The organism is Inquilinus sp. YAF38 (genome assembly GCF_052113205.1).
Lineage (GTDB): Bacteria > Pseudomonadota > Alphaproteobacteria > DSM-16000 > Inquilinaceae > Inquilinus.
In genome coordinates this window covers 36,198-42,910 of sequence record NZ_JBFRCU010000066.1, presented here as the reverse complement: position 1 = coordinate 42,910, position 6,713 = coordinate 36,198, and the positions used below count along the sequence as shown (strand labels likewise).

The 6,713-nt window shown below is 69.5% G+C and carries 7 protein-coding genes; 3 read left to right on the top strand and 4 right to left on the bottom strand.

Annotated elements, in window-relative coordinates:
- Positions 1-324 (top strand): alpha/beta fold hydrolase (locus tag AB4Z01_RS25165; RefSeq protein WP_441698596.1); only part of this gene is annotated, 324 nt, incomplete at its 5' end.
- A gap of 64 nt (positions 325-388) precedes the next feature.
- The gene (locus AB4Z01_RS25160; RefSeq protein ID WP_441698595.1) at positions 389-814 is read left to right on the top strand and encodes an organic hydroperoxide resistance protein; all 426 of its coding nucleotides are present in this window, start codon (positions 389-391) and stop codon (positions 812-814) included.
- A gap of 129 nt (positions 815-943) precedes the next feature.
- On the opposite strand, the gene AB4Z01_RS25155 is transcribed toward AB4Z01_RS25160, so the two are convergent.
- From AB4Z01_RS25155 to AB4Z01_RS25140, 4 genes are all read right to left on the bottom strand, one after another.
- Entirely contained in the window at positions 944-1,750 is an 807-nt protein-coding gene (locus AB4Z01_RS25155) for a class I SAM-dependent methyltransferase (protein WP_441698594.1), read from the bottom strand.
- Between the two features lie 68 nt (positions 1,751-1,818).
- Positions 1,819-2,949, bottom strand: coding sequence for an NAD(P)/FAD-dependent oxidoreductase (locus tag AB4Z01_RS25150; RefSeq protein ID WP_441698599.1), 1,131 nt, complete (start codon positions 2,947-2,949; stop codon positions 1,819-1,821).
- Positions 2,950-2,968: 19 nt separating this feature from the next.
- Positions 2,969-4,486 (bottom strand): amino acid ABC transporter permease/ATP-binding protein, encoded by a 1,518-nt coding sequence (locus AB4Z01_RS25145; RefSeq protein ID WP_441698593.1) that lies wholly within the window; start codon positions 4,484-4,486, stop codon positions 2,969-2,971.
- 68 nt (positions 4,487-4,554) lie between these two features.
- Positions 4,555-5,379, bottom strand: coding sequence for an ABC transporter substrate-binding protein (locus AB4Z01_RS25140; RefSeq protein WP_441698592.1), 825 nt, complete (start codon positions 5,377-5,379; stop codon positions 4,555-4,557).
- Positions 5,380-5,563: 184 nt separating this feature from the next.
- On the opposite strand from AB4Z01_RS25140, the gene AB4Z01_RS25135 reads away from it, so the two are divergent.
- Complete coding sequence (locus AB4Z01_RS25135) at positions 5,564-6,643, top strand: LacI family DNA-binding transcriptional regulator (protein ID WP_441698591.1); 1,080 nt, start codon at positions 5,564-5,566, stop codon at positions 6,641-6,643.
- Positions 6,644-6,713 lie beyond the last annotated feature (70 nt).

Genomic DNA, 6,713 nt, shown 5'->3' with positions numbered 1-6,713 from the left:
GACCTCTTCCCCTCGCATTTCGCCGCCGACCTGCCGCTCGACCAGGCGAAGTTCGAGGCCCAGTCCCAGGTTCTGACCGCGGCGGCGGTGTTCTCCACCCCGATGACGGTCGCAGCCTGGAAGACCAAGCCGAGCTGGGGCATCGTCGCGGCCGCCGACAAGATCATCAGTCCGGACCTCGAGCGCTTCTACTACGAGCGCGCCCACAGCCACGTCACCGTGCTGCAGGGCGCCAGTCATTCGGTCTACGAATCCCGCCCGAAGGAGGTCGCCGCCGTCATCGAGCAGGCGGCTCGGTCGGCTGAGACGGTTGCCACCCAGTGAGCCGCGCCGGGCGGCCGCGCCGGCGAGCCCGAACCCTTCGCAGCCTTTGACGGAGGCGCAAGCGATGACCGTGCTGTACTCGACCAGGGTCACGGCGGCCGGCGGCCGCCAGGGCTGGATCCGCAGCGATGACGGGCTGCTCGACCTCAAGCTCGCCCTGCCCCAGCCCCTCGGCGGCAAGGGCGGCGCCACCAACCCGGAGCAGTTGTTCGCCGGCGGCTATGCCGCCTGCTTCGAGAACGCCCTGCTGCGCGTGGCTCGGCAGGCCGGGCACCGGTTCGGCGACGACGATATCCGGGTCGTCGCCGAAGTCGGCCTGAGCCGGAACCCGGCCGATGCCTTCGTGCTGTCGGTGGCGCTCGCCGTCACGATCCGCGGCATCGGCCTGCAAACGGCTGACGCGCTGGTCCGCGCGGCCGACGCCATCTGCCCCTACTCCAACGCGATCAGGGGCAATGTCGACGTGGCCAAGATCGTGTCGATCGACTGAATTCCGGCGGTTCCCCGCCCGAGCCGCGGATCCCAAAAGGTGCCGACCCATGAAAGCGATCCAGTATCGGGCCTATGGTGACGGCGTGAGATCCCGCACGGGCAGCGATTGAACCGGCTCGGCCGTCCTTCAGACAACCGGACGGATGCCGCGGCAGGCCCAGGCGACCGCGGCGAAGGACCGGGGCCCGTCCGGCTGGCCGCCGTCGTAAGCGGCCCTGACCGCGGCGTCGGCCTCGGCGCGCCCGGCGGGGTCGAGCGCCGATATGTACTTGCCTAATGGGCCTTCGCCGGCGGCGATCGGCTCCCAGTAATCGTCGAACGACCGGTAGTCCATCCGGATCGCCAGCGACGTCTGCTCCACCTCCGCCAACCCCTGCCCGATGAAGCACTGCTTCATCTCATCGGGCCGCATCATCGGCTGGAACAGGTACCGGCTGCGCGCCGCACGCGCGGCGTCGCTCGATGCGGCCACCGTGTCCCACATCATCCGCATCGCCGGCAGCCCGCCGAGATGGTCCCAGACCGCGGCGGCGACGACACCACCCGGACGGACCACGCGGCACATCTCGGCGACCGCCTTCGCCGCGTCGCTGACGAAGTGGAGAACCAGCAGCGACAGGGCGCGGTCGAAACCGCCATCCGGGAACGGCAGGGCGCAGGCGTCTGCTTCCTGGACCGTGATCCGCGGATCCTTGTTGCGGCGCCTCGCCTCCTCGACGAAGACGGGCGAGTAGTCGATCGCGGCGACCTCCTTCACATCCGCGGCTTGCGGCAGCGCGAAGGTCAGGCTGCCGGTGCCGCAGCCGACGTCGAGGATCCGCTCGCCGTCGGCGATGCCCGCGAAGTCGATCAGCAGAGGCGCGAGCGTCCGGCTCCAGCGCCCCATCAACTGCTCGTAGCCGGCCGCTTGATTGACGTTGAAGCTCGATGGCATCTCGGCCTCCCTTGCGCCCATGCTACCTCATCTCGCACCGCGGCGCGTGCCGGACCTGAAACCCTTCCCTATCGGGCGGCGGTCCGGAAGCGCTCCGGCCGGAACGGGGCCAGCATCGGGTGCCGCTCGCCGGTGGCGATCTCGAAGGCCAGCAGCTCGCCGGCGATCAGCCCGAGCGTGGCGCCGCTGTGGCTGAAGGCGACGAAATAGCCGGGGATGGCCTGCAGCTCGCCGAACACCGGGTCGCCGTCGCCGGGGATCGGCTTGCGGCCCACACCATAGCGATCGAGCTCCAGGGTCGGATTGCCCTCCAGCACCTTCGAAGCCTCCGCCAGCAGGCCGTCGATGGTCTCCTGCTTCACGCCATAGCTGCCGTCCGGACGGATCTCCACCTCTTCCTCCGACCACGCCGAGTCGAGCGCGAAGGCGCCGCCGGGCGCGGGGCGGATCGCCACGCGCGGCGTGTTCAGCACGGCCTTCAGCGGCGCGCCGGCCGGCCTGGTCGTCACCAGCAGCGAGACCGGGGTGCCGTCGTCAATCCTCTGCCCGGCCTCGGCGGCCATGCGCGGGACCGACGGGCCGGTGGCGAGCAGCACGGCATCCGCTCGAAGCTCCCCTCCCCGCGCTGTCGCCACGCCGACGGCGCGGCCGCCTTCGACGATCACCCGCGCCGCCCCGGCGTCGGTGACGAGCCGGCCGCCGCGGTCCTGGAACTCCGCCACCAGGAGGCGGATCAGGCTCGGCAGGTCGACCCAGCCCTCGCCGGGATTGAAGATCGCGCCCTGCGGCGTGATCGCCGAGATGTCGACGCCGGGTGTCACCGCCGGCACCTGCGCTGGCTCGAGATGCTGCGCGTCATAGGCCAGCGACACCTCGTGGCGATACGCCGCCTCGATCCGGTTGCCATCGTCATCGGCGTCCCAGGTCAGCCCGCCGTCGAATCGCAGCCAGTCCGCATCCGGGTGCCGGTGCGCCAGGGTGCGGTAGCGGTCGAGGCCGGCCATGCGCAGCCGGTGATAGGCGTCCGACCGCCAGCGCGACGAGTTGAGCCAGGACAGCGAGCGGCCGGAGGCGCCGTTCGCGACCGGGCCGTCATTCACCAGCACGGTGGCCACGCCGCGCCGGGCGAGCTGGACGGCGGTGGAGACGCCGAAGATGCCGGCGCCGATGACGACGACGTTCGAGACTCTGTTCTTCATCACGGGTCTTTCGCCTGGATTAGAGGACTTCCGCCAGGAAGCGCTTGAGCCGCTCGCTCTGCGGCCGGTCGAAGATCGCCTCGGGCGGCCCGGCCTCGACCACCCGGCCTTCATCCATGAAGACCACCTGGTCGGCGACCCGCCGGGCGAAGCCCATCTCGTGGGTGACGACCACCATGGTCATGCCGCGGCGGCCGAGATCGGCCATCAGGGTGAGGACGCCCTTCACCAGCTCCGGGTCGAGCGCGCTGGTGACCTCGTCGAACAGGATGACCTCGGGCTCCATCGCCAGCGCCCGGGCGATCGCGACCCGCTGTTGCTGGCCGCCCGACAGCCGCGACGGGCGGTGATGCTGGCGGGCGGCCAGCCCGACCTCGGCCAGCCGCGCCTTGGCGATGCGGTCGGCCGCGTCCCGCTTCAGGCGCTTGATCCGGGTCAGCGACAGCGCGACGTTCTCCAGCGCGGTGTGGTCCGGGAACAGGTTGAACTGCTGGAACACCATGCCGATCCGGCGACGCAGCCGGTCCGGCCTGATGCCGAGGATGCTGTCGCCGTCGAGCAGGATGTCCCCGCCCTTGACCTCCACCAGCCGGTTCAGGCAGCGCAGCAGCGTCGACTTGCCGGAGCCGGAGGGGCCGATGACGCAGGTGACCGATCCGGCCTTCACGGACAGGTCGACATCCTTCAGCACCTCATGCTCGCCATAGGCCATGCTGAGGCCGCGCACGCTCAGGCTGCCGCCATTGAAGCGGGTGTCCGCCTCGGCGCCCTGCGCGATGGCGCCCCTGAGCTCGCCGACCTCGACCAGGCCGCTGGTCCCTGCGCCGGACAGGCTGCGCCCGACGCGCAGCCGGGTGTCGATCAGGTTGACCAGATGGGTCAGCGGCACGGTGATCAGCAGGTAGAACACGCCGGCCAGCAGCAGCGGCGACAGGTTGCCGGTGACCACAGCCTGGTCCTGGCCGATGCGGAAGATCTCGCGCTCCGACGCCAGCAGGCCCAGGAAGTAGACCAGGCTGGAATCCTTCACATTGCCGATGAACTGGTTCACCAGCGCGGGCAGCACCCGGCGGATGCCCTGCGGCACGATGATCAGCCGCATCGCCTGGCCGTAGCTCATGCTCAGGGCCCGGCAGGCGTCCATCTGGCCGCGGTCGACGCTCTGGATGCCGGCGCGGAAGATCTCGCCGATATAGGCGCCGGCGATCAGCCCGAGGGCAAGGATGCCGAGCGGATAGGGCGACGGCCCGAACAGCTCCCGCCCCGCCCGGGCCAGGCCCTGCCCGATCAGCAGGATGGTGACGATCGCCGGAAGGCCGCGGAACACATCGGTGTAGATCCGCGCCGGAATGCGCAGCCAGGGCGAGCGCGAGATGCCCATGACGGCGAGCGCCATGCCGATGGCGACTCCGAGCACGGTCGAGGCGAAGGCCAGGATCAGCGTGTTCTTCAGCCCGACCGCGATCATCATGGGCAGCACTTCGCCCATCGCATCCCAGTCGAGGAAGCTGCGGCGCAGGGTTTCGATCCAGTCCAAGCTGTCTTATCCCGGTTGTCGGCGGCAGGAGGACCTGCCCGGCCGCGGCCGGCCGGGCAGGATGCGGCCTAGTTCTTGGGCAGGTACTGGTCCGGCATCGGCGAGCCCGGGAACCACTTCTGGTACAGCGTCTTCCAGGTGCCGTCCTGCATTGCCGCGTGCAGCCCCTGGTTCAGCGCCGTGCGCAGCGCGTCGTTGCCCTTGCGGATGACGAAGCCGGCCGGGGCGTCGAAGCTGGGGATGTTGACCGCGATCTTCAGAGCGGGATAGCGGCCGGCGTAGTCCTTGGCCGCCTCGTAATCGAGGAAATGCGCATCGACCGTGCCGTTGTTGAGGGCGGCGACGGCGGAGTTGTTGTCGGGGAACTTCACCAGATCGGTCGAGGTGAAATTCTTGGCCGCATAGATCTCCTGCAGCGTGCCCTGCACCACGCCGAGCCGCTTGCCGGCGAGCTGGCCGGCATCGGTGACCTTCGGGTCGGAGGTCAGGACCGACAGGTAGCCGGCGAGATAGCCGTCGGAGAAATCGACCGTCTTCTTGCGGGCTTCGGTGGTGCCGATCGCCGCCACCGCCACGTCGAAGCGGCCGTTGGCGACCGACGGCATCAAGGCGGAGAATTCCTGGCCGGTGAAGACGACCTGGTCCTTCTTGAAGCCGATCCGCTCGGCCACGTTGAGGAACAGCTCGATGTCGAAGCCGGTGAACTGCCCGTCCGCCGTCGTGAAGGTGTAGGGCTTGGCATCGCCCATGGTGCCGACCGTGATCACGGTCGGGTCGATCAGGCCGTAGGCATTGGTCTCTGCCATGGCAGACCCGGCGATCGCGCCACCCAAGGCAAGGGCAACGGCCAGCGCCCGGCCGCCCATCGTCAGCATCGCCGCAAAATTCCTCATATCTCCCTCCGTTGCGTGGTTGCGTCAGCCTGCCCGTGTCCAGATCGCGCCGGACTCTCGTTTCGGTCACTGAGACCGTTCTCTTTTCTAAAGAGACCGGTCTCTATATATATGAGACCGGTCTCTTCGTGAAATTGTTAGAGCCGCGTTGACCGTCCGTCAATCTCTCCTGTAGAGCAGCCCGATGGAACAGCCCCCGCTCGCGAAGCCGTCCGTCACCGTCGCCGACGTCGCCCGGGCGGCAGGCGTCTCGAAGGCCACGGCGGCGCGGGTCCTGGGCGGCTACGGCATCGTCAGCGACGCGGTGCGCGAGAAGGTGCTGGCGGTGGCGAAGGCCCTCGACTACCGGCCCAACGAGCTGGCGCGCAGCATGACCACGGGCCGGTCGGGCGCGATCGGCGTGGTGGTCGGGGACATCGAGAACCCGTTCTTCAGCGCCGCCGTGCGCGGCATCAGTGATGTGGCGCGGGCCGCCGGCTACACCGTGATCCTGGCCAATTCCGGCGAGGACATCGCGGCCGAGAAGGACGCCATCCGCACACTGATCGCCAAGCGGGTCGACGGGCTGATCGTAACGCCGTCACGGTCGCGCGAGATCGACCATCTGCGGGACATCCAGCGCTCCGGCCGGCCGCTGGCCCTGCTCGACCGTGCCATTCCGGAGCTCTCCGTCGACACGGTCACGGTCGACGACCGCGAGGCAGCCGAGGCGGCGACCCGCCTGCTGATCGAGCACGGCCATCGCCGCCTCGCCTATGTCACCGCCTGCGACACGCCGGAGCACACCTATCGCGACCTCGCCGACATCCACACCGCCTCGGTCCGGCACCGTGTCGAAGGCTTTCTCGGCGCCTGCGACAAGGCGAGGATCCCTTTGCCGGCCGTCCGGCTCGGGGCAATCGGCCGCGCGGCGACGCGAGAGCTCGCGATGGATCTGTTGCGGTCGCCCGAGCCGCCGACCGCGATCCTGGCCTCGGACAGCCTGATCGGGCTGGAGATCTTCAAGGTCGCGCGCGAGCTCGGCCGCTCGATTCCCGACGACCTGTCGCTGATCACCTTTCACGACGCCGACTGGACCAGCGTCACCAGCCCCCCGGTCACCGTGATCGACCAGCCGGTGCACCAACTCGGCACGGCGGTGGCCGAACTGCTGATATCGCGGCTGAAGGGCTTTGACGGCCCGGCGCGCCACCGGGTGATTCCCACCAGGCTGGTGGTGCGCGCCTCGGTCGCGCGGCGGAATCCGGCCGGCGCGGCCGAATAGGCGCGCCGGGGGCACGAACGGTTCGGGATCGGACGATCGGCCGGCACGGACTGCCGTCCTGCCCCAAATG

Coding starts and splice junctions, on each gene's coding strand:
- AB4Z01_RS25160 (WP_441698595.1), top strand. CDS start 389: ATGACCGTGCTGTACTCGACCAGGGTCACGGCGGCCGGCGGCCGCCAG.
- AB4Z01_RS25155 (WP_441698594.1), bottom strand. CDS start 1,750: ATGCCATCGAGCTTCAACGTCAATCAAGCGGCCGGCTACGAGCAGTTG.
- AB4Z01_RS25150 (WP_441698599.1), bottom strand. CDS start 2,949: ATGAAGAACAGAGTCTCGAACGTCGTCGTCATCGGCGCCGGCATCTTC.
- AB4Z01_RS25140 (WP_441698592.1), bottom strand. CDS start 5,379: ATGAGGAATTTTGCGGCGATGCTGACGATGGGCGGCCGGGCGCTGGCC.
- AB4Z01_RS25135 (WP_441698591.1), top strand. CDS start 5,564: ATGGAACAGCCCCCGCTCGCGAAGCCGTCCGTCACCGTCGCCGACGTC.